Origin of the sequence: Limnohabitans sp. T6-20 (assembly GCF_003063505.1) — a bacterium.
Lineage (GTDB): Bacteria > Pseudomonadota > Gammaproteobacteria > Burkholderiales > Burkholderiaceae_C > Limnohabitans_A.
In genome coordinates this window covers 973491-994673 of sequence record NZ_NERW01000002.1, presented here as the reverse complement: position 1 = coordinate 994673, position 21183 = coordinate 973491, and the positions used below count along the sequence as shown (strand labels likewise).

Below are 21183 nucleotides of genomic sequence, written 5' to 3'. Positions count from 1 at the left end.
GTCTCTTTCTACAAGGCCACCCCGTGTCCCTGCACATCACGACTTTCGAAGGCGGCAACGCCCTCAGCGACTTTCGCATTGCCCAGCTTTTGCCACGTTTGGCCGATATTTCGCCGCAAATCCAGGGTATTTCTGCACGTTTTGTGCATTTGGTGGCCACGACCGCGCCTTTGGCTGATGCCCAAAAGCAGACTTTGTCGGCGCTCTTGAGCTATGGCGAGCCTTATGCTGGCCCAGTTGACGGCCCCGTGATTGTGGTCAGCCCCCGCTTGGGCACCGTGTCGCCGTGGGCATCCAAGGCCACCGACATTGCCCACAACTGCGGTTTTGAGGTGCGCCGGGTGGAACGCCTGACGGAATACCGCCTGACGATGAAGTCTGGATTGCTCAGCACCGCCAAACTGAGCGCCGAGCAATTGGGCCAAGTGGCCGCTGTGCTGCACGACCGCATGACCGAATCGGCCATGCCCAACCGCGATGAGGCGGCGGCCTTGTTCACCGCACTCGACCCTGCACCCATGGACCATGTGGATGTGCTGGGCGGTGGCCGCGCTGCACTTGAAGCGGCCAACAAGACCTGGGGACTGGCCCTGGCCGAAGACGAAATTGACTATTTGGTCAAAGCCTTCACGGGCTTGCAGCGCAACCCCACCGATGTGGAGTTGATGATGTTCGCGCAGGCCAACAGCGAACACTGCCGCCACAAGATTTTCAACGCCGAGTTCACGATCGATGGCGTGGCCCAGCCCAAGAGCCTGTTTGGCATGATCCGCAACACGCACCAGCTGAGCCCCCAGCACACGGTGGTGGCCTATTCGGACAATGCTTCGGTGATGGAAGGCCACACGGTGGAGCGTTTTGTGGCCAGAACTTCAGGGCAGGGCGCGGCTTATCAGAGCGAACAAGCCTTGCACCATGTGCTGATGAAGGTCGAGACCCACAACCACCCGACAGCGATTTCGCCATTCCCTGGCGCATCCACGGGCGCAGGCGGCGAGATCCGCGACGAGGGCGCCACCGGTCGCGGCTCCAAGCCCAAGGCGGGTTTGTCGGGCTTCACTGTGTCCAAACTCTGGGGCGGTTTGAGCGACCAGCCGGGCGGCAAGCCCGAGCACATCGCCAGCCCTTTGCAAATCATGACCGAAGGCCCACTGGGTGGCGCGGCGTTCAACAATGAGTTTGGCCGTCCCAATTTGCTGGGCTATTTCCGCGAATACGAACAGACCGTGGACGGTGTGGTGCGCGGTTACCACAAGCCGATCATGATCGCGGGCGGTCTGGGCCAGATTGACGCCGAACAAACCCAAAAAATTGAATTCCCGGCGGGCAGCTTGCTGATCCAGCTGGGCGGCCCCGGCATGCGCATTGGCATGGGTGGCAGTGCGGCCAGCTCCATGGCCACCGGTACCAACGCCGCTGATCTGGACTTTGATTCGGTGCAGCGCGGCAACCCCGAGATCGAGCGCCGTGCGCAAGAGGTCATCAACCACTGCTGGGCGCAAGGTGCTGCCAACCCAATTTTGGCGATCCACGACGTGGGCGCAGGCGGCTTGTCCAACGCCTTCCCTGAGCTGACCAACGATGCCGGTCGGGGCGCACGTTTTGACCTGCGGGCGGTCAAGCTCGAAGAATCGGGCCTGTCACCCAAAGAAATTTGGTCCAACGAGAGCCAGGAACGCTATGTGATGGCGATCGCGCCCGAATCGCTGGACCAGTTCACCGCTTTTTGCGAGCGCGAGCGTTGCCCGTTTGCGGTGATCGGTGTGGCGACCGACGAGCGTCAACTGGTGCTGGAAGACAAAGGCCAGGAATCACCTGTCGACATGCCCATGGACGTGCTGCTGGGCAAGCCGCCCAAAATGCACCGCGATGTAAGCACCGTGGTGCGCCAGTCGCCCGCCATGAACCTCACAGGTGTGAGTTTGCAAAAAGCTGTGATCGACGTGCTGAGCCACCCCACTGTGGCGTCCAAGCGCTTTTTGATCACCATCGGCGACCGCGCCGTGGGCGGCCTGACGCACCGCGACCAGATGGTTGGCCCATGGCAAGTGCCTGTGGCCGATGTGGCCGTTACCCTGGCCGACTACCAAGGCTTTGCCGGTGAAGCCATGAGCATGGGCGAGCGCACACCGCTGGCTTCGCTCAACGCCGCAGCCTCGGGCCGCATGGCCGTGGCCGAGGCCATCACCAATTTGCTGGCCGCGCCGATTGAGCTGCCCCGCGTCAAGATGTCGGCCAACTGGATGGCCGCTTGCGGCGAGCCGGGCGAAGATGCCGCTTTGTATGAAACCGTCAAGGCTGTGGGCATGGAACTGTGCCCCGCACTCGACATCTCGATCCCCGTGGGCAAAGACAGCTTGTCGATGCGCACGCAGTGGCAGGCTGACGGTGAAACCCGCAAGGTCACCTCGCCTGTCAGTCTGATCATCACCGCCTTCGCCAGCTTGCCCGACGTGCGCGGCACGCTCACGCCGCAACTCGATGCTCAGACCGACGACACCAGCTTGCTGCTGATCGACCTGGGCCAAGGCCGCAACCGCATGGGCGGCAGCGTGCTGGGCCAGGTGTTGGACCAGTTTGGTGACAGCGTGCCCGATCTGGAAGACCCGCAAACCTTGGTCAGCCTGGTCAAGGCCGTGAACGCCTTGCGCGCCAAGGGCCAGATCCTGGCCTACCACGACCGCAGCGACGGCGGCTTGCTGGCCGCTGTGGCCGAGATGGCGTTTGCAGGCCATGTGGGTGTGGCCCTCAATGTGGACATGCTGGTCACCGAGGGCGACGGCATTTCTGACAGCCGCGCCGACCACGGCGACGCCAAAAACTGGGCGGGGCAGGTCAGCGCCCGCCGCGAAGAACTCACGCTCAAAGCCCTGTTCAACGAAGAATTGGGTGTGGTGCTGCAGGTGCGCACGGCTGACCGCAATGCGGTGCTGCAAACCCTGCGCGAGCACGGTCTGTCCAAGCACACGCATGTGATCGGCAAGACCCGTCCTGTGCAATCCACCATTCAAAAAGGCGTGGGCGAACTCAGCATCTGGCGCGACACCAAAGAGGTGTTTGCCGCCAAACTCGAAGACCTGCATCAGGTCTGGGACAGTGTGAGCTGGAAGATTTGCCAGCAACGCGACAACCCCGCTTGCGCCGACGCAGAACACGCCGCCGCAGGCCAGGCCAGCGACCCCGGCATGCATGTGGCGCTGAGCTTTGACCCGGCCGAGAACGTGGCCGCACCATTCCTGAATTTGTCGCGCCCCAAGGTGGCGATCCTGCGCGAGCAGGGCGTTAACTCGCATGTGGAAATGGCCTACGCCTTCCACAAAGCGGGCTTTGAGTCGCACGACGTGCACATGACCGATCTGCAATCGGGCCGCGCCAACTTGGCCGACTTCCAGGGCCTGGTGGCTTGTGGTGGCTTCAGCTACGGCGACACGCTGGGCGCAGGCATCGGCTGGGCGCGCAGCATCACCTTCAACCCGGCGCTGGCCGATCAGTTCAAAGGCTTCTTTGGCCGCACCGACACCTTTGGTCTGGGTGTTTGCAATGGCTGCCAGATGTTTGCCGAACTCGCCGACATCATCCCCGGCGCGCAAGACTGGCCGCGTTTCACCACCAACCAGAGCGAGCGCTTTGAAGCCCGTCTCTCGATGGTTGAAGTGCTCGATTCCCCCAGCTTGTTTTTGCAAGGCATGGCGGGCAGCCGCCTGCCGATTGCCGTGGCGCACGGCGAGGGCTTTGCCAACTTCAAGCACCGGGGCAACGCGGCGCAGGCCCTTGGCGCGATGCGCTTTGTGGACAACCACGGTCAGGCGACTGAACAGTACCCCTTTAACCCCAACGGCAGCGCGGGGGGCCTCACGGCCGTGACCACCGCCGACGGGCGCTTCACGGCCATGATGCCGCACCCCGAGCGCGTGTTCCGCAATGTGCAGATGAGCTGGACAGACTTGAGCAAAGGTGGCGACATCTCATCCACCAGCCCCTGGCTGCGCGTGTGGCAAAACGCCCGCAAGTGGGTGGGTTGATGATGGTCTGCGCATGCGTGTTTCGCGATGTCTGAGCAATGGTTTCCGCCCTCTCAGCTGGCGTTTTACTTTGACTCCAACTCTTGGGCCAAAGGCACTGCGCTCTACCTCAAGAACGAGGTGCTGTCGGCACAGCTGACGCCTGAGGGTGACGACTGGCGCGTTGACGCCGAAGTTGAGGGCTCGTCTCAGGAGCCGTACCGAGTGACTGCGCATTTGCGCGTGTCCGAGGGGGGCAACCTGCAAGGTTGGCGTGCCACCTGCACTTGCCCTGTGGGTCGCATGTGCAAGCACGGCGCGGCCTTGGGCATTCTTGTCGCCATGCAGGGCGTGTCCCTGCGCGACCCTTTGGCACAGGCTGGCGATGACGCCGAAAACTCGGAGCAGCAGATCCAGGTGCGTCAGCAACGGGCCTTGCAACAATCCGAATACCAGGTGCGTGACTGGCTGGCCCGCTTGCAAGCGGCCGATGCACAGACCGGTTTTTCGCTGCCCGGCAAAGCCCATGAACATTTTTTGTATTGCCTGTCTGCGGCCACCACGGGCCAGAGGCCTGTTTTCCATCTGAGCATCAAGCAGGCGGTGTCCAAGCCCAACGGAGCGTGGACCAAACCCAAAAGGTTCACCAGCCAGCCGTTGCCCAGTGACCCGATCTGGCGCACGTGTGAGCCAGGTGAGCAGGGCATTTTTGACCTGATGAAGGCTTGCCCGGCCACCAACAGTTTCAGCTCTTACGGTTTTCAAAGTGCGGTCAAGTTGCAAGGCGCGGCCGCCGAGTTGCTGCTGCGCCTGTGCAGCAGCACGGGCCGCCTGATGTGGGAGGACGGCAAAAACCTGCTGCCTCTGGTTTGGAGCGATCAGCCGGTGGTGTTCAGCGGCAACTGGCAGGCCGTGCCCGCGCAAGACAACAGCCCCGAGGGCTGGAGGCTGCACATGCAGTCGGCGCAGGCAGGTGTGGTGCATGGCTTGAATGAGCCCCCCTTGTTTGTCGATCCCGAGCAGGGCACGTGTGGGTTGCTGGACACGCAAGGCCTGAGCGCCGAGCAGGTCTTGCTGCTGACGCAGGCACCGGTCTTGCCTGAGCGCGTGGCGGTGAAGTTTCAGCAGCAGTTGATGGATGCGATGGGCCCTTTGCCCTTGCCGCCCATGATCGAAAAAATGCCCGAAATTCGTGGCATCGCCCCAGTGGGCGTGTTGCACATCAGCGCCTTGCCCATGCACTTGCGCAGCGAGCAAGGGCTGTTTCAGGCCGAATTGAAGTTTCAGTATGCCGACTGCGTCGGGTATTGGTCGCACCACCAACCACGTGTGGTGGTTGGGCAAGGTGCCCAGGCGCGCATGGTGTTGCGCGATCTGGATGCCGAGCGCGAGATTTGGGACCTGCTGGACGATCTGGGCTTTCAACTGTGGGACGACAACCTGTTGGGCATGCCCGGCCCCGATGGGCAAGCCCTGTGGCTGGACTGGCTCGAATCGGACTTTGCGCCCTTGCGCGATGCCGGCTTCGATGTCCACAGCCGCGAAGGCCTGAACCACTGGCTGCGCCTGGCCGACGATGTGCATGTGCGCATGAGCGGACAGGGTGCTGAAGAGGGCGTCGAAGACACATCGCCCTGGTTTGATTTGTCGTTGGGCATGGACATTGATGGACAGCGGGTGAATATCTTGCCCTGGGTGCCCGAGATCCTCAAAGCCTTGGCCCGGTCCGGTCTGTCGGTGACGGCCCTGGACGGTGAACAAGCGGACCGTGTACCCGACCATTTGTACCTGCCCGACTTGCAAGGGCCTGGGTATGTGAAGCTGCCGACCGCCAAGATCAAGCCCTGGCTGAGCATGCTGATGGAGTTGCACGGCGAGCGCGGCCACGATTGGGATGGTGACTCGCTGCGCCTGTCGCGTCTGGACGCTTTGCGCACTGCAGCCTCATTGGGGGAAGGTGCGGTCTGGCAAGGGGCCCACAACCTGTTGGCTTTGGTGCAGCAGATGCGAGGCGCGACAGCGCTTGCCGAAGTGCCGCTGCCTGTAGGCCTGCAAGCCACCCTGCGCCCTTACCAGCAGCAGGGCTTGAACTGGCTGCAGTTTTTGCGAGAGCACCACCTGGCGGGTATCCTGGCCGATGACATGGGCCTGGGCAAGACGCTGCAAACGCTGGCCCACATCCTGACCGAAAAGCAAGCCGGACGCCTGACGCAACCGGCGCTCATCGTGGCCCCGGTCAGCCTGTTGGGCAACTGGCAGCGCGAAGCGGCCCGCTTTTGTCCTGACCTGACCACCCACATTCACCACGGCCTGTCGCGCCACGAAACGGCGCAAGAACTCTGCCGCTTTGATGTCGTCATCACCGCCTATTCGCTGCTCTCGCGAGATCGCGAAATGTGGCTGGAAGTGCCCTGGCACCTGCTGGTGCTCGACGAAGCCCAGAACATCAAAAACGCCAACACCAACGCCGCGCAAGTGGTCTCCGAAATCCCGGCGGTGCACCGGCTGTGCCTGTCGGGCACGCCCATTGAAAACCACTTGGGTGAGTTGTGGAGCCAGTTTCACTTTTTGATGCCCGGCTTTCTGGGCAGCCAGCGGCGCTTTACGGAGCTCTTCCGCAACCCGATCGAGCGCCAGGGCAGCACCGAAAAAATGGCCCAACTGCGCGCCCGCATCACGCCCTTCATGCTGCGCCGGACCAAAGACCTGGTGGCCAGCGAATTGCCGCCCAAGATCGAAACCTTGATGCCTGTGCCGCTGGAAGGCCAGCAAGCCGACCTGTACGAAACCATCCGTCTGGGCATGGAAAAAACCGTGCGCGAGGCTTTGAGCACCCAAGGCCTGGGCAAATCGCAAATCACCATCCTCGATGCGCTGCTCAAGTTGCGCCAGGTCTGTTGCGACCCGCGCCTGCTCAAATTGAGCGCCGCAGCCCAAGTGCGCGAATCGGCCAAGCTGACCCAGCTCTTGGACATGCTGCCCGAGATGGTGGCCGAGGGCCGCAAGATTTTGCTGTTCTCGCAGTTCACCGAAATGCTGGGCCTGATCGAAGAAGCCTTGCCCGGTTTGGGCATCCCGTGGGTCAAGCTCACAGGCCAAAGTAAAAACCGCGATGCCATCATTGACAAGTTCACCAGCGGCGAGGTGCCCCTGTTCCTGATCAGCCTGAAGGCCGGCGGTGTGGGACTGAACCTGCCGCAGGCCGACACCGTTATCCACTATGACCCTTGGTGGAACCCCGCCGTGGAAAACCAGGCCACGGATCGCGCCCACCGCATCGGCCAGACAAAAAATGTGTGGGTGGTCAAGCTGGTGGCACAAGGCACCATCGAAGAGCGCATGCTGGCCCTGCAAGAGCGCAAAGCCCAGCTGGCGCAAGACATGTACGAAGGTGCCGTGCAGCGCAAGGAACCGCTGTTTGGCGAGTCCGATCTGAATGAATTGCTCAAGCCTTTGGGTTGAAAGTCTCGGATGAAGCTCAATTGGACTTTGTCCTCCGTCATGGCCGTTGGCGTACTCGTGGCGTGCTCGCCTGACGTGAAAACACCTTCGGAAGCAGCCGTGCAGGCCGCGTCAACGCAACAAGCTGGGGAATGGTCGCAAGCCGATGCAATGAGCCCGGATGTGCAGGAGGCTGCGAGATTTGCCGTCCAAACTTTTGCTGTTCAAAGCAAAAGCCGCGTCCTCTTCAAAGACGTGACGCAAGCGCGTCAGCAGGTAGTGGCCGGGCTGAACTACCAGCTGCAGCTCCAGGTGACGCAGGACGGCGCAGCGCGCATCGCGCAAACCAAAGTCTGGCGCAAGCTGGATGGACGTTATGAACTCACAGAATGGATGTGGCAGGCCCGTTAAGGGAAGCGATTGACAACCCTGTTCAAGGGTTGACCGATCAGTGCATGCCTTGCACGGGCCTGCTCTTGTAGAACTGCACAGGGCTTTCGGGCACGGCATTGAGCACCGACTTCTTGATCTTGCCCACCACATGCATTTCGCAGGGTTTGCAGTCAAAGCGCAGGGTGAGCTTTTCTTTGCCGTTGATCAACTGCATGGGCTCGGCCTTCACCGTGCCTTGCACGCCCGTTACGCCTTTGGCTTGTTTGGGGCACAGGCTCAAACTGAAACGCACGCAGTGCTTGGTGATCATCAGGCTGACTTCGCCCAACTCTTCCTGGCTTTCATAGGCCGCATCAATGACCTTCACGTCGTGCTTGGCGTAAAAGTCGCGGGCTTTTTGGTTGAACACATTGGCCAGATAGGTGAGTGTGTCTTCGGGGTAAGCCACGGGCGGCTCCACCGGCACTGCACGCGGCAGGCGGTGCAGACCTTGCGCGCGTGCTGTTTCCAGTGCCTGCACGGCATCGCGGCGCAGAGCATTGAGCTGTGAGGGCGGCACAAACCAGGGGCGTGGCAGGGCCACTTGCACATCCAGCGGTTCAAATAGGGTGTCGCCCAGTTTGCCCAAAGCGGTTTTGAGTTTGTCCTCGGCTTGAGCGCTGTCTTTGGGGGCTTGCCAGGCGATGGCCATTTGCGCTGTGCCGGTGTGGCCCGCTTCGTCGGTCAGGGTCAGTTGCAGACCGCTGCTTGTTTCGGCCAGTTGCATCCACACGCCCATGCGCCGTTCAGCAGACTTTTTGTCCAGCGTGCGCACCCAGCTCATGTCGCGGTTGCGGTTGACCTGCACGCCTTGGCGCAAGTCCTTGAAGCCGTCCATCGGGTCTTTGGGAAACAGACGCCAAACACCCTTGGCTTTTTGAGCCTCAGCGCGGTTGATCTGCAAGCCCACCAGTTCTTTTTGCAGGTCGTAATAACAAAGCCCATCGCCGTTGTGCAGCTCGGTGGCCGGGTTGTCGGTGGTGAGCTCGATGTGCTCAGCGGTCACTTTGCTGACCCAACCGATGGTTTGACCGGGGTTTTTGGGGGTGTCAAACGCGCCAATGTCTTCCTTGCGGCCTTGCACAAAGTAGTCGGTGAACTCGCGGTTGAAGTTCTGGTTCGGATCGGGCTCGAAGCTGAAGGTGGTGCGGCCATGCGAAGCGGCAGCCAATTCGGGGCGTTCGGTCAGCACTTCGTCAAAGAGCTTGCGGTAATGGGCCGTGATGTTTTTCACATAGGCCATATCCTTGTAGCGGCCTTCGATCTTGAAGCTGCGAATGCCCGCGTCCACCAGATCGCGCAGGTTCTCGCTCTGGTTGTTGTCCTTCATGCTGAGCACATGCTTGTCGTGCGCCACGATGCGGCCTTGCGCGTCTTTCACTTCATAAGGTAGGCGGCAAGCCTGCGAGCAATCGCCCCGGTTGGCACTGCGGCCGGTATGGGCGTGGCTGATGAAGCACTGGCCGCTGTAGGCCACGCACAAAGCGCCGTGCACAAAGAACTCGATCACCGTGCGCTCAGTGTCGATCACATCGCGGATCGCGCTGATCTGCGGCAGCGTGAGTTCGCGGGCCAGCACGATCTGGCTCAAACCGGCGTCTTGCAGGAACTTGGCTTTTTCGGGCGTGCGGATATCGGTCTGGGTGCTGGCGTGCAGCTGGATCGGCGGCATGTCGATCTCCAGCAGACCCATGTCCTGAACGATCAACGCGTCCACACCCGCGTCGTACAGCTGCCAAGCCATTTTGCGAGCGCCTTCCAATTCATCGTCGCGCAAGATGGTGTTGAGCGTGACAAAAATGCGGCTGTGAAAGCGGTGCGCGTATTGCACCAGCTTGGCAATGTCCTGAATCGAGTTGTCCGCCGTGGATCGCGCCCCAAATGACGGGCCGCCAATGTAGACCGCATCGGCACCATGGTTGATGGCTTCGATGCCGATGTCGAAGGTGCGGGCGGGGGCGAGGAGTTCGAGTTGGTGAGGCTGCATGGGGTTGGATTATCCCAGCTTGCTTGTTGTGAGTTGGGGAGCCCTGAAGCGGCGGGCACTGGCCGGGGCTCAGAGGCGCTTCGCTTTGCCACATCGCCCTAGCCAGTGCCCACCGATTCAGGGCATGGGCGTTCGTGGTTCTATTGCAGGCGTGATTCTCAGCGCTGCCTTCGGGTGGTTGTCAGCCAAGCCGGGCCTGAGGGCTCCGACAGTTTGGGGTGAGCTCTCCAGAGACGCCCCACAAAAGGCTTGGGTGCGGGTTGGGGTGATGTGGCAAAGCGAAGCGCCTCTGAACCCCAGCCCGCGCCCAAGCCTTTTGCCCAACTGCGCCAAGTGGCCCCTCTGAAGGCCCCACATCCGACCACCGCACCAACAAAAAACGCGACTGAAGTCGCGTTTTTCAAGACAAGCAGATTCAGATCACTGGATCTTGGCTTTGCTGCGCAGGCTCTCTTGGTAAGTGCTCAGTTTTTGCTGTTGCAATTGCTGGGCAATCTGGGGTTTGACTTCCTCCAGCTTGGGCAACTGGGCTTCGCGCACGTCGTCCACACGAATGATGTGGAAGCCGAACTGGCTCTTCACGGGCGTATCGGTCATCTGGCCTTTTTCCAGCTTGACCATGGCACCCGAGAACTCAGGCACATAGCTGCCAGCTGCAGCCCAGTCCAGGTCACCACCGTTGGCACCGGAGCCTGGATCTTTGGAAGCCTTCTTGGCCAAGTCTTCAAACTTGGCGCCTTTTTTGATGTCGGCGATCAGGGCTTTGGCTTCGTCTTCTTTTTCCACCAGGATGTGGCGGGCGCGGTATTCCTTGCCACCGTTGGCTGCGACAAATTTGTCGTATTCGGCCTTGATGTTGGCGTCAGTCACCGGGTTTTTCTTCTGGAAATCGGCAAACAACTGACGGATCAGGATGGTTTGGCGGGCCAGTTCGATCTGGGTTTTGTACTCGTCAGAGGCGTCCAGACCTTGCTTTTTGGCTTCTTGCATGAAGATTTCGCGGGCGATCAGCTCTTCTTTGATCTGGGCCAAGACCTCGGGCGTCACAGGGCGGCCAGAAGCTTCGACTTGCTGCTTGAGCGCATTGACGCGCGAAGAGGGCACGGGCTTGCCGTTGACCACGGCCAGGTTTTGCGCCAGGGCGGGAACCGCCAGCAAGGCCACCAGGGCGGCGCTGAGCATTTGCTTTTTCATTCTGTTTTCCTCAATGACGTTGTGTCAGGGTTGAATCAAGGGTTCAAAAAAAGGGGCGGTCACCATTCGGTGACGGCCCGGGTTCAGATCAGCTCGATGGCCAGGGCGTGCAGGCCTTGGTCAATGAAATCTTGCAGCGCATCATACACAAGGCGATGACGCTGAACACGGTTGAGCGGTGTAAACAAAGGTGAAGCAATGCACACACGCATGTGCGTGCCTTGACCGCTGTCGTTGGCACCCATGTGACCGGCATGCTGGGCGCTTTCGTCGATCACCCGCAGCGCGGTGGGTTGCAGCCGCTCGGTCAGGCGGGCGTGGATTTGCTCACTCAAAGGCAAGGCGGCGGTGCTCATTTCTGTTCGCCTTCGTCTTTGGGCAAATAGCGCGAGATGTACAGGCCTTGGCCCAGGATGAAGACCACAGGAAACACATAACCCCAGAGCTTGAAATTGACCCAATCTTCGGTGCTGAAATATGCGGCCACATAGCCGTTGATCGACGCCATGAAAATGCAATACAGCATCCAGGACAGGTTGAGCCTGTTCCAAACGGCGTGCGGCAGCTGCAGTTGCGTACCCAGCAGCATGTGCAAAAAGTTTTTCTTCATGAACCAGTGCGCCACGGCCAGGGCAATGGCCAGGCCCGAGTACAGCAGGGTGGGCTTCCATTTGATGAAGCGCTCGTCGTGCAGGCCCAGCGTCAGGGCACCAAAGCCCAACACCAGCACCAGCGTGATTTTGTGCATGGCTTGCAGCTTGCCATCCATCTTGTAGATGATCGCCGTTTGCAGCACGGTCGCCGCCATCAGCACCGCTGTGGCGGTGTAGATTTCGACCATCTTGTACGCGCCAAAAAACAGCAGGATGGGGAAAAAGTCGAGGATGAATTTCATGGAATGGGTCAGTTGGCTGCTTGGAAGGCGCAGCCGTGTTCGGTCAGGAAGGCTCGAAGTCTAACGAAGCGGAGTTCATGCAATAACGCAAGCCCGTGGGCGCTGGCCCGTCTTCAAACACATGGCCCAAGTGCGCGCCGCATTGGGCGCACACGGTTTCGACCCGGCGCATGCCGTGGCTGGTGTCGACCCGCTCTTCAATGGCCCCGTCGGCCGAGGCTTGCGAGAAGCTGGGCCAGCCGCAGCCAGCGTCAAACTTGGTGTCGGATTTGAACAATTCGGCGTCGCAGCAGATGCAGCGGTAAATGCCGCTGGCCCAGTGGCCTTCGTATTTGCCGGTGAAGGGCCGCTCGGTGGCGGCCTGGCGGGTCACGGCATAGGCCACGGGCTCGGCGCCTTTGGCGGCCAGCAGCTCGCGCCACGCTTGTTCGGTTTTGGTGATTTGGCTCATGATGAACAGCTGATTTCCAGTTGGCCCGCCCAGTCGGGCGGCAGGGCGGCATAGGCTTCAAAGCCCGGGTGCTCGTCGTAGGGTGACTGTAGCAAGTTGTACAAGGTGCCGATTTCAGAAAAATCACCGGCCTTGGCTTGGCGGATCGCCACTTCAGCCAGGTGGTTGCGCAGCACAAACTTGGGGTTGGTGCGCAGCATGTGCTTGCCCATGGCGGGCAGGTTGTCAGCTCCTGCGCGGGTGGTGTAGCGCGCCAGCCAGTCCAGCAGGCGAGGGCGGTCCAGCACCAGATCGGTGATGCGGCTCCAGCGCGCAGGCGCTGCGACGTCTGTGGGCGATGGCTGCGCCACCGCCTGGCTCAGCTCACGCCAGAACAGGGTGAAGTCCACTTTTTCCGAGGCCATGAACTGCATCAGGTCTTCCACCAGCGTCCAGTCGGCTTCGCGCTCGGATTCGGGGGGCAGGTCGCCCACCAAGCCCAGTTTGGCCCGCATCGCGTCGCCCAGGTAGCGGGGGAACAGGGTTTTGTAACCCTCCAGCACCTGCAAGGTCATGTCGTGGTCGTCTATCAAGGGCGCCAGGGCCTGGGCCAGGCAATACAGATTCCAGTACGCCACGTTGGGCTGGCGGCCATAGGCGTAGCGGCCTTGGTGGTCCGAGTGGTTGCAAATGTGAGCGGGGTCAAAGCCGTCCATGAACTGAAAGGGGCCGTAGTCGATGGTCAGGCCCAAGAGGCTCATGTTGTCGGTGTTCATCACCCCGTGGCAAAACCCCACCGCTTGCCACTGCGCCAAGAGCTTGGCGGTGCGTTCTTGCACTTCGTCAAGCAGGGCGGCGTACACATTGCCTTGCCACAGCGCGGCGCGTTCGCGGCATTCGGGCAGGTGGTGGGCCACAGCGTGGTCGGCCAGGGTGCGCAGGCTGTCGGTGTCGCCTTGGGCCGAAAAGTGCTCGAAGTGACCGAAGCGCAAAAAGCTGGGGGCCACGCGGGCCACCACAGCGGCGGTTTCGATCTCTTCGCGGCGCACCGGCTCGGGCGAAGCCACCAAGCTCAGGGCCCGGGTGGTGGGAATGCCAAGACCGTGCATGGCTTCGCTGCACAAATATTCTCGGATGCTGGAGCGCAGCACGGCCCGCCCATCGCCGCCGCGTGAATACGGGGTGCGGCCCGCGCCCTTGAGCTGGATTTCTTGCGGACCTTGCTTGGAAGCGGCCTCACCGAGCCAGATGGCTCGGCCATCACCCAGTTGCCCCGCCCATTGGCCGAATTGGTGGCCGCTGTAGACCGTGGCCAGTGGGTCCGAGCCCACCATCCGCGCATTGCCCGCCAGGGCTTGCAGGTGATCGTCATCAAAGATTTCGGCAGGCCAGCCGAGTTCGGCGCGCAAGGCTTGGTTGCGGGCGGCCCACCGGGGGGCGGCCAAGGGCGTGGGCTGCAGGCGGGTGAAAAACTGCGGGCCCAATTGCGTCAGGCGGTGGGTCCATGCCAGCACGGATGGCGCATCGTCGGCAGGGCTTGGCGGGTTCAAGTGGGCTGAATGCATAGGCCTTGATTGTCACGCCCTTGACAAGTACCCCGGGTTTGGCGGGTTTTATCAGCCAAGGCGCGTTCACCCGGGTGCACAATGATTTGCTTGAGAACAACCCCCATGACAGGAGATACCCATGCTGGGACTGATGCAACAGCAATCGCTGCTGATTTCTTCAATGATCGAATTTGCTGAAAAGCACCACGGTGACGGCGAGGTCGTTTCGCGCCGGGTGGAAGGGGACATCCACCGCTACACCTGGGCCGATGTGGGCCGCCGCTCGCGTCAGGTGGCCAATGCCCTCGATGCGCTCAAATTGCCGCAAGGTGCACGCATCGCCACGCTGGCTTGGAACGGTTACCGCCATCTGGAGTTGTACTTTGGCGTGAGCGGCTCGGGCCGTGTGCTGCACACCATCAACCCCCGCCTGCACCCAGAGCAGATCGCCTGGATCGCCAACCACGCCGAAGACCAGATTTTGTGCTTTGACATGTCGTTCTTGCCTTTGGTGCAGGCGGTGCATGCCCAATGCAGCACCATCCAACAATATGTGGCGCTGTGCGATGCCGACAAGCTGCCTGCCGATACCGGTATCCCGGGTTTGGTCAGCTACGAAGCCTGGATGGGCCAGCAGCCCGCAACCTACGCGTGGCCACAGCTGGACGAAAACGCGGCCTGCAGCTTGTGCTACACCAGCGGCACCACAGGCAACCCCAAGGGCGCCTTGTACAGCCACCGCTCCACTGTGTTGCACGCCTACGCGGCAGCCTTGCCCGATTCGATGTGCATTTCGGCGCGCGACTCGATCTTGCCCGTGGTGCCCATGTTCCACGTCAACGCTTGGGGCATTCCCTACAGCGCGGCCATGACCGGTGCCAAGCTGGTTTTTCCAGGCCCCGCACTTGATGGCAAATCGGTGTATGAGTTGATCGAAGCCGAAGGCGTGACCTTTGCTGCCGGTGTGCCCACCGTTTGGCAAATGTTGCTGGGCCACATGAAACCGGCAGGCCTGAAGTTCAGCAAACTCAACCGCACCGTGATCGGTGGCTCGGCTTGCCCGCCCGCCATGATCGACGCCTTCCGCCAAGACTATGGCGTGGACGTGCTGCACGCTTGGGGCATGACCGAGCTGAGCCCCTTGGGCACGGTGTGCACCCTGAAAAACAAACACCTGAGCCTGCCCGCCGAAGCGCAGATGAAGTTGCGTCTGAAGCAAGGCCGTTGCATTTTTGGCATCGACATGAAGATCGTCGATGAACACGGCAACAGCTTGCCCCATGACGGCAAGGCTGCAGGTGACCTGTTGGTCAAAGGCCCCTGGGTCATCGCCTCTTATTTCAAACAAGAAGGCGGCAGTCCTTTGGTGGGCGGCTGGTTCCCTACGGGTGATGTGGCCACCATTGATGCTGACGGCTTCATGCAAATCACCGACCGCAGCAAGGACGTGATCAAGTCCGGTGGCGAGTGGATCAGTTCGATCGATGTGGAGAACATTGCGATGGCGCACCCCGCCGTGGCCATGGCCGCCTGCATCGGCATGCGCCACCCCAAGTGGGATGAGCGCCCGATTGTGTGCGTGGTCAAGAAACCAGGCGCAGAAGTCAGCCGCGATGAACTGATTGCTTTCTACGATGGCAAGACCGCCAAATGGCAAATCCCGGACGACGTGGTGTTTGTCGATGCCATCCCCTTGGGCGGAACCGGCAAGATGCTCAAGACCCGTTTGCGCGAGCAGTTGGCGGACTACGTTTTGCCGGGTCTTTGATCCAAAACAAACCCGCGTGATCTCAAAGTCGCGCGGGTGATAAGGCTTAGGGGCAAACCCCGAGCACATTTGTGTTTTCACAGGTTACGCTGGCACTGTTCTGATTCATAACGCAGGAGACTTTGAATGAAAATCACCACCCGCTTGATCGCTGCCGCCGCCTTGGCCGCTTGCTCCATGGGCGCTTTTGCTCAAAAGGGCGAGACCGTCAAGATTGCCTGGATCGATCCACTTTCGGGCCTGATGGCACCCGTGGGCAGCAACCAGCTCAAGAGCTTCCAGTTCTTTGCCGAGAAATTCAGCAAGACCAATCCTGCGGGCGTCAAATTCGAAGTCATTGGCATCGACAACAAGTTGAGCCCTGCTGAAAGCTTGAACGCCCTCAAGGCCGCCATGGACCAAGGCGTTCGCTACATCACGCAGGGCAATGGCTCATCGGTGGCGGGTGCTTTGATCGAAGCGATCAACAAGCACAACGAGCGCAACCCCGGCAAGGAAATCATTTTCCTGAACCACTCCGCTGTTGACCCTGACTTCACCAACAGCAAGTGCAGCTACTGGCACTTCCGTTTCGATGCTGATACATCGATGAAGATCGAGGCCATGACCACCTTCATGAAAGACGACCAGTCCATCAAGAAGGTCTACCTGTTCAACCAGAACTACTCGCACGGCCATCAGGTCGCCAAGTTCGCCAAGGAAAACCTGGCTCGCAAGCGTCCTGACGTGCAAATCGTGGGTGAAGACCTGCACCCCTTGGCTCAAGTGCGCGACTTCTCTCCTTACATCGCCAAGATCAAGGCCTCGGGTGCCGACACCGTGATCACCGGCAACTGGGGTTCTGACCTGGCTTTGCTGGTCAAGGCGGCCAATGAAGGCGGCTACAACGGCAAGTTCTACACCTACTACACCGGCGTCTCCGGCACGCCCACTGCGCTGGGTCAAGGCGGTGCAGGGCGCGTCTACCAGATCGCCTACAACCACTACAACATGGGCGGTGACATTGGCAAGTGGATGGCCGAGTTCAAGACCAAGTTCAACGACGACTTCTACACGGGCTCTGTGATCTCGATCTACAGCGCACTGGGTGAAGCCATGGCCAAAGCCAAGTCGACCGATCCTGTCAAGGTGGCTGCGGCGTTGGAAGGCCTCAAGTACAAGAGCTACCACGGCGAAGTCGAAATCCGCAAGGCCGACCACCAGCTGCAGCAACCGCTGTACATGACCGTGTGGCAAAAGGCGGACAAGAAGTACCCTTACAGCCCTGAAAACACGGGCATGACTTTGGCGCCAGTCAAAGAATTCCCTTCGTACGTTTCGAGCACGCCTACCAGCTGCCAGATGAAACGTCCTGGCTAAGTTGCAGCCAATCAGGCCAACCAGGCGATGCTTGGTGGGCCTGATGGTTTTGACAGTGCCAAGCTTGGTCTCATGAACCCCAGGGTTCAGGCCTGATGAGCCCAAGGGTTCCGTGGCCCGATGAACATGCAAGTTGTCGGGCCTTTCTTTTGGGTGTCAGCGCCCTTGATGTCTCGGGTTGATCATTGCAACCCACTTTCGGTAACGAAGTAAGGCTCATTCAGAGCCTGGAAAGTGGCAGTATTTATGGAGTTTTTTATCATCTCCATGCTCAACGGTCTCAGTTACGGGCTGTTGCTCTTCATGCTCAGCTCCGGGCTGACGCTGATTTTCAGCATGATGGGTGTGCTCAACTTTGCGCACGCCAGTTTTTACATGATCGGTGCCTATTTTGGCTACACCCTGTCGGGGTGGATCGGTTTTTGGCCAGCACTGGTGTTGGCACCTCTTTTTGTGGGGGCCTGTGGCGCGCTGTTTGAGCGCGTGACCTTGCGAAAGGTGCACCCGTTTGGCCATGTGCCCGAATTGCTGGTCACCTTCGGTCTGTCTTATGTGGTGCTCGAACTGGTGCAGTTGGTCTGGGGCCGAACTGCCGTTGAGTTTGCACCACCCGAAATCCTGCGCAGTGCTGCATTCACCTTGATCAACCACTCGGCCAACGGCCTGAGCCTGGTCTGGGGTGCCGCACCGGCTGAAGTGTGCTCTGCCGCCGATGCCGCCATCCGGGTGGTGTGTTCACCGTTCCCGGCCACCCGTGCTTTCATGATGCTGGTGGCGCTGTTGATGCTGGTGTCCTTGTGGCTCTTGCTGACCCGCACGCGCATCGGTTTGGTGATTCAGGCCGCGTTGACGCATCCTGAAATGGCCGAGTCTCTCGGGCACAACGTGCCGCGCGTCTTCATGCTCGTGTTTGGCGCTGGCACTGGTTTGGCGGGCTTGGCTGGTGTGATCGGTGGCAGCACGTTTGTGACGGAACCTGCCATGGCCGCCACCGTGGGCTCCGTCATCTTTGTGGTCGTTGTCGTCGGGGGCATGGGCTCGTTGTCCGGGGCTTTCCTGGCGTCGGTCTTGATCGGTGTGATCCAGACCTTTGCGGTGGCCATTGACTACTCCTTCTTGACATTGGCCAAGGACATGGGCTGGGCCTTGTCTGCCGCCACACAAGACAACTCGTTTGCCAAGCTCACGCTGTCGCAAGTGGCACCCATCCTGCCGTATTTGTTCCTGGTGCTGATCCTCATCTTCCGGCCCAAGGGTCTTTTGGGTACACGCGAGGGTTAAGACATGGCTGCTGTTTACAAATTCAAACCTTACAACGTTGGCCGCTGGGTCATCTGGAGCCTGTTTGCACTGGTTTTGCTGATGGCACCGCTGGTGTTCACCAGCAACCTGTCGACCACCATGCTGGCCCAGATGGGCATTGCGATCATCGCCTGCCTGTCCTACAACATCTTGTTGGGGCAAGGCGGCATGCTCAGCTTTGGGCATGCGGTTTACACAGGCCTGGGTTCTTATCTGGCCATCCATGCCTTGAACGCAGTCAGTGCCGGCAAATGGCACATCCCGGTCAGTCTGTTGCCCATGGTGGGTGGCGTGGCAGGCATGTGCTTTGCCATCTTGCTGGGCTGGGTCACGACCCGCAAATCGGGCACGCCGTTTGCCATGATCACACTGGGTGTGGCCGAGCTGGTGTTCGCCATGTCGCTGATGTTCTCCGAGTTCTTCGGGGGCGAGGCGGGCGTTTCGGGCAACCGGGTTGCGGGTGAGGCCTTCTTTGGCATCAACTACGGCCCACAAATTCAGGTGTACTACCTGATCGCGGCCTACACCTTTGTCTGTGTGGCTTTGATGTTCGCCTTCACCCAAACCCCCCTGGGCCGCATTTTGAACGCCGTGCGCGACAACCCCGAGCGCGTGGAGTTCATTGGTTACAACACGCAGCGTGTGCGTTACATCGCCTTCATCATTGCCGGCTTTTTTGCGGGCATTGCAGGTGGCCTGGGTGCACTCAACTTCGAGATTGTCACCGCCGAGGTGGTGGGGGCGGGGCGCTCCGGTGCTTATTTGCTGTTCACCTTTTTGGGTGGTGCCACATTCTTCTTCGGGCCGATCATTGGTGCCATCCTGATGGTCATTGCCTTTGTCCTGTTGTCAGAGCTGACCAAGGCCTGGTTGCTTTACCTGGGCCTCATCTTCCTGTTCATGGTCATGTATGCACCGGGTGGCATTGCCAGCCTGATCATGATGAACCTGCGGGTGGCCAAGTTTGGCAAGCTGCGTCAGATCTGGACCAGTTACCTCGGTTTGGCCTTGACCGCCTTCGTCATGTTGGCGGGGGCGGGTGCGATGATCGAAATGGTTTATCACCTGCAGCTCAATTCGGCTTTGGGTGACACGGTCAAATTCATGGGGGCCACGCTCAACGCCAAAGGACTGGACAGCTGGTTTGGCTGCGTCTTTGTCATGTTGACGGGCCTGGGTTTGTTTGAGTTGTGCCGCCGTCAATACATGATCGAGTGGGGTGATATCCAGACCGAGATCGAAAAAGAAATCAAGCGCCGGGAGACTGCAGTATGAGTACGACCTACGCATTGGAACTGAAAGACGTTCGCAAGAATTTCGGCAAGACCGAAATCATCCGTGGCGTGAACCTGGCCGTTGAGCCCGGCGAGCGGGTGGCCGTGATCGGCCCGAACGGCGCGGGCAAGTCCACGCTGTTCAACCTGATCAGCGGCCGCTTTGGCCCCACCAGCGGTGATATTTTGCTCAATGGTCAGCGCATTCAGCACAAGACCCCTTACGAAATCAACCGCATGGGCTTGGCACGAAGTTTCCAGATCACCAACATATTCCCGAAGTTGAGTGTTTTTGAAAACCTGCGGTGCGCGGTGCTTTGGAGCCTTGGCTACAAGTACACCTTCTTCAAGTTCCTGTCGGGTCTGAAAGACGCCAACGAGCGCGCAGACCAGTTGCTGGAGATGATCCGTCTGGACAAAAAGCGCGATGTGCTGGCGGTGAATCTGACCTACGCCGAACAGCGCGCCCTGGAAATTGGCGTGACGATTGCCGGAGGGGCCGATGTGATCCTGCTTGACGAACCGACGGCGGGCATGAGCAAGAGCGAAACTTCGCGCTTCATTCATCTGATCAAGGAAGTCACCGTGGGCAAAACCTTGCTGACGGTGGAGCACGACATGGGCGTGGTGTTTGGCTTGGCCGACAAGATTGCGGTGGTGGTCTATGGCGAAGTCATCGCATTTGATACGCCAGAAGCCGTGCGTGCCAATGCCAAAGTGCAAGAGGCCTATCTGGGCTCATCTGTCGCAGACAGCCAAGCGGGAGGCCATTGATGTTGCAAGTAGAAAACCTTCACGCCTATTACGGCAAAAGCCATGTGCTGCATGGCGTGAGCTTTGGCGTGGGCCAGGGCGAAATCGTGGCCTTGCTGGGACGCAACGGTTCGGGCCGCTCCACCACGGCCAAGGCCATCATGGGCCTGGTGGATTGCCAGGGCCGCATTGACTGGAAGGGCCAAAATATTCAAGGCAAAAAAGCTTATGAAATAGCCCATCTGGGCGTTGGCTATGTGCCGGAAAACCGGGACATTTTCCCCAAGTTGACGGTGCACCAAAACCTGCAACTGGGTCAAAAGCGCAGCGGCAAAAATGGACGATGGTCTTTTGACGACATGTATGCCATGTTTCCCCGTTTGAAGGAGCGCGAGCACACCGAGGCTGGCGTTTTGTCGGGCGGCGAGCAGCAAATGCTGACCTTGTGCCGCACGCTCATGGGTGACCCTGATCTCATCATCATCGACGAACCCACCGAGGGCTTGGCCCCGAAGATTGTCGAGTTGGTGGGGCAGTACCTCGAAGAACTCAAGAGCCGGGGCATTTCGGTGCTGCTGATCGAGCAAAAACTCACCATCGCCATGAAAATTTCGGACCGTGCCCTGGTCATGGGCCATGGCAGCATCGTGTTCGAAGGGACGCCCCAAGCGCTGCGCGAGAACACTTACATCCGCAAAGAGTGGCTGGAGGTCTGAAATTCGTCCCGGTCGAGACAGTTTGGGCTGTCTTTTAGCCATCTAGCCACTACAATCTTTCAAAAACGAACGGTCGTTCTTTTT

The 21183-nt window shown here is 60.0% G+C and carries 15 protein-coding genes; 9 read left to right on the top strand and 6 right to left on the bottom strand.

The genetic code is table 11. From position 1 onward, the window contains the following. Positions 1-23 precede the first annotated feature (23 nt). Genes purL through B9Z33_RS10635 form a run of 3 tightly spaced genes read left to right on the top strand, consistent with a single transcriptional unit; the run spans position 24 to position 7853 of the window. Positions 24-4022, top strand: a complete 3999-nt coding sequence (purL, locus tag B9Z33_RS10645; RefSeq protein WP_108286940.1) for a phosphoribosylformylglycinamidine synthase — start codon at positions 24-26, stop codon at positions 4020-4022. 27 nt (positions 4023-4049) lie between these two features. Beyond that, the gene (locus B9Z33_RS10640; protein ID WP_108286939.1) at positions 4050-7463 is read left to right on the top strand and encodes a DEAD/DEAH box helicase; all 3414 of its coding nucleotides are present in this window, start codon (positions 4050-4052) and stop codon (positions 7461-7463) included. A gap of 9 nt (positions 7464-7472) precedes the next feature. Next, positions 7473-7853: a cystatin domain-containing protein gene (locus B9Z33_RS10635; protein ID WP_108286938.1), complete on the top strand. Its 381-nt coding sequence runs from the start codon at positions 7473-7475 to the stop codon at positions 7851-7853. Between the two features lie 37 nt (positions 7854-7890). On the opposite strand, the gene B9Z33_RS10630 is transcribed toward B9Z33_RS10635, so the two are convergent. The 6 genes from B9Z33_RS10630 to B9Z33_RS10605 form a co-directional block, all read right to left on the bottom strand. After that, positions 7891-9861: a U32 family peptidase gene (locus tag B9Z33_RS10630; RefSeq protein ID WP_108286937.1), complete on the bottom strand. Its 1971-nt coding sequence runs from the start codon at positions 9859-9861 to the stop codon at positions 7891-7893. A 420-nt stretch (positions 9862-10281) separates the two neighbouring features. Further along, the gene (locus B9Z33_RS10625; protein WP_108286936.1) at positions 10282-11055 is read right to left on the bottom strand and encodes a peptidylprolyl isomerase; all 774 of its coding nucleotides are present in this window, start codon (positions 11053-11055) and stop codon (positions 10282-10284) included. 83 nt (positions 11056-11138) lie between these two features. After that, complete coding sequence (locus tag B9Z33_RS10620) at positions 11139-11411, bottom strand: BolA family transcriptional regulator (RefSeq protein WP_108286935.1); 273 nt, start codon at positions 11409-11411, stop codon at positions 11139-11141. Beyond that, positions 11408-11950, bottom strand: coding sequence for a septation protein A (locus tag B9Z33_RS10615; RefSeq protein WP_108286934.1), 543 nt, complete (start codon positions 11948-11950; stop codon positions 11408-11410). Before B9Z33_RS10615 ends, B9Z33_RS10620 begins: the two co-directional genes overlap by 4 nt. Positions 11951-11993: 43 nt before the next feature. Further along, positions 11994-12401 carry a peptide-methionine (R)-S-oxide reductase MsrB gene (gene msrB, locus B9Z33_RS10610; protein ID WP_369916731.1) on the bottom strand — a complete coding sequence of 136 codons (408 nt, stop codon included), beginning with the start codon at positions 12399-12401 and terminating at the stop codon, positions 11994-11996. Then, positions 12398-13945: a YdiU family protein gene (locus B9Z33_RS10605; RefSeq protein ID WP_108286932.1), complete on the bottom strand. Its 1548-nt coding sequence runs from the start codon at positions 13943-13945 to the stop codon at positions 12398-12400. The genes msrB and B9Z33_RS10605 overlap by 4 nt, the downstream gene beginning before the upstream one ends. A 121-nt stretch (positions 13946-14066) precedes the next feature. On the opposite strand from B9Z33_RS10605, the gene B9Z33_RS10600 reads away from it, so the two are divergent. The 6 genes from B9Z33_RS10600 (at position 14067) to B9Z33_RS10575 (ending at position 21099) form a co-directional block, all read left to right on the top strand. After that, positions 14067-15695, top strand: a complete 1629-nt coding sequence (locus B9Z33_RS10600; RefSeq protein ID WP_108286931.1) for a 3-(methylthio)propionyl-CoA ligase — start codon at positions 14067-14069, stop codon at positions 15693-15695. 126 nt (positions 15696-15821) lie between these two features. Further along, positions 15822-17054: a branched-chain amino acid ABC transporter substrate-binding protein gene (locus B9Z33_RS10595; RefSeq protein WP_108286930.1), complete on the top strand. Its 1233-nt coding sequence runs from the start codon at positions 15822-15824 to the stop codon at positions 17052-17054. Between the two features lie 246 nt (positions 17055-17300). Further along, positions 17301-18335 carry a branched-chain amino acid ABC transporter permease gene (locus B9Z33_RS10590; protein ID WP_108286929.1) on the top strand — a complete coding sequence of 345 codons (1035 nt, stop codon included), beginning with the start codon at positions 17301-17303 and terminating at the stop codon, positions 18333-18335. Positions 18336-18338: 3 nt separating this feature from the next. Continuing rightward, entirely contained in the window at positions 18339-19631 is a 1293-nt protein-coding gene (locus B9Z33_RS10585; protein WP_108286928.1) for a branched-chain amino acid ABC transporter permease, read from the top strand. After that, positions 19628-20404 (top strand): ABC transporter ATP-binding protein, encoded by a 777-nt coding sequence (locus tag B9Z33_RS10580; protein WP_108286927.1) that lies wholly within the window; start codon positions 19628-19630, stop codon positions 20402-20404. The genes B9Z33_RS10585 and B9Z33_RS10580 overlap by 4 nt, the downstream gene beginning before the upstream one ends. Continuing rightward, positions 20404-21099, top strand: a complete 696-nt coding sequence (locus B9Z33_RS10575) for an ABC transporter ATP-binding protein (protein ID WP_108286926.1) — start codon at positions 20404-20406, stop codon at positions 21097-21099. The genes B9Z33_RS10580 and B9Z33_RS10575 overlap by 1 nt, the downstream gene beginning before the upstream one ends. Positions 21100-21183: the final 84 nt, after the last annotated feature.

Excerpts from the sequence above, each read along its gene's own strand:
- B9Z33_RS10640 (WP_108286939.1), top strand. The coding sequence starts at position 4,050 with ATGTCTGAGCAATGGTTTCCGCCCTCTCAGCTGGCGTTTTACTTTGAC.
- B9Z33_RS10635 (WP_108286938.1), top strand. The coding sequence starts at position 7,473 with ATGAAGCTCAATTGGACTTTGTCCTCCGTCATGGCCGTTGGCGTACTC.
- B9Z33_RS10630 (WP_108286937.1), bottom strand. The coding sequence starts at position 9,861 with ATGCAGCCTCACCAACTCGAACTCCTCGCCCCCGCCCGCACCTTCGAC.
- B9Z33_RS10625 (WP_108286936.1), bottom strand. The coding sequence starts at position 11,055 with ATGAAAAAGCAAATGCTCAGCGCCGCCCTGGTGGCCTTGCTGGCGGTT.
- B9Z33_RS10620 (WP_108286935.1), bottom strand. The coding sequence starts at position 11,411 with ATGAGCACCGCCGCCTTGCCTTTGAGTGAGCAAATCCACGCCCGCCTG.
- B9Z33_RS10615 (WP_108286934.1), bottom strand. The coding sequence starts at position 11,950 with ATGAAATTCATCCTCGACTTTTTCCCCATCCTGCTGTTTTTTGGCGCG.
- msrB (WP_369916731.1), bottom strand. The coding sequence starts at position 12,401 with ATGAGCCAAATCACCAAAACCGAACAAGCGTGGCGCGAGCTGCTGGCC.
- B9Z33_RS10605 (WP_108286932.1), bottom strand. The coding sequence starts at position 13,945 with ATGCATTCAGCCCACTTGAACCCGCCAAGCCCTGCCGACGATGCGCCA.
- B9Z33_RS10600 (WP_108286931.1), top strand. The coding sequence starts at position 14,067 with ATGCTGGGACTGATGCAACAGCAATCGCTGCTGATTTCTTCAATGATC.
- B9Z33_RS10595 (WP_108286930.1), top strand. The coding sequence starts at position 15,822 with ATGAAAATCACCACCCGCTTGATCGCTGCCGCCGCCTTGGCCGCTTGC.
- B9Z33_RS10590 (WP_108286929.1), top strand. The coding sequence starts at position 17,301 with ATGGAGTTTTTTATCATCTCCATGCTCAACGGTCTCAGTTACGGGCTG.
- B9Z33_RS10585 (WP_108286928.1), top strand. The coding sequence starts at position 18,339 with ATGGCTGCTGTTTACAAATTCAAACCTTACAACGTTGGCCGCTGGGTC.
- B9Z33_RS10580 (WP_108286927.1), top strand. The coding sequence starts at position 19,628 with ATGAGTACGACCTACGCATTGGAACTGAAAGACGTTCGCAAGAATTTC.
- B9Z33_RS10575 (WP_108286926.1), top strand. The coding sequence starts at position 20,404 with ATGTTGCAAGTAGAAAACCTTCACGCCTATTACGGCAAAAGCCATGTG.